General features: G+C 64.3%; 1 pseudogene. It reads right to left on the reverse strand.

The annotated features are described in order from the left end of the window. Window positions 1-101: 101 nt before the first annotated feature. A pseudogene (locus tag QT222_RS00335) lies at window positions 102-743 on the reverse strand (GNAT family N-acetyltransferase). Window positions 744-747 lie beyond the last annotated feature (4 nt).

A 747-nucleotide genomic window follows, 5' to 3' on the forward strand; every position in this document is an offset into this window, starting at 1 on the left:
ATCTAGAAACAAACGTCCCCGGATGAAGCACTCTGTGGTGAACAGAGTGTTCTGTGCCACTCAGAGTGCTCGATTACGCACAGAGGACTCTATACTGCTGGTTAGCGCTCGGTGACGCGCTGTCGACGCCATGGCCCGACACGGTAGTACGACCGCGTTCGCTCCACGCGGAAGTCGTTGGCTTCGAACGTCCACTGCGATGGTCGGTTGTCGCGGGCGACGAGTGCGTGCACGGTCTCTGCGCCTTGTTCGTCGGCCAGCGAAACCGCCTCCGAGACGAGCGTCGTGGCGATGCCGCGATTCCGTGCCGACGGCGCGACGAACACCCTTCGGATGTACCCGCCGGAAAACGTCACGTCCGTCTCCAGCGGGTGGATGCGATACGTCAGGCCCGGGTCGCCGAGAAAGAGGTAGCCGACGAGCGAGTCGCCATCAACCGAGTCGTCACCGAGTGAGTCCCCACCAAACGAGTCACTGTCGACCGTATCGGTGTCGAACGCACACACCGCCCGCTCGTCGTCGCGGAGTTCGGCGAATGCGTCGTATGTCTGTTCGTGCACGCGCGCATCGTCGGGGTCGAGTGCGCGAACCTCGACGCCGGTCGGCGGGTCGCGGGTCGCCTCTAGTTCGCTCGTGTGGACGACGTATTCGTCCATCTGGGTCGCCCTCCGGCCGTGGGCCCTCAGTGCGTCCTAGACGCGGTGTGCCGTCTCGGTTCGGGTCAACCGCCAGAGCGCGGGCATCGTT

The sequence above is a fragment of the Haloferax sp. s1 genome (genome assembly GCF_058382125.1).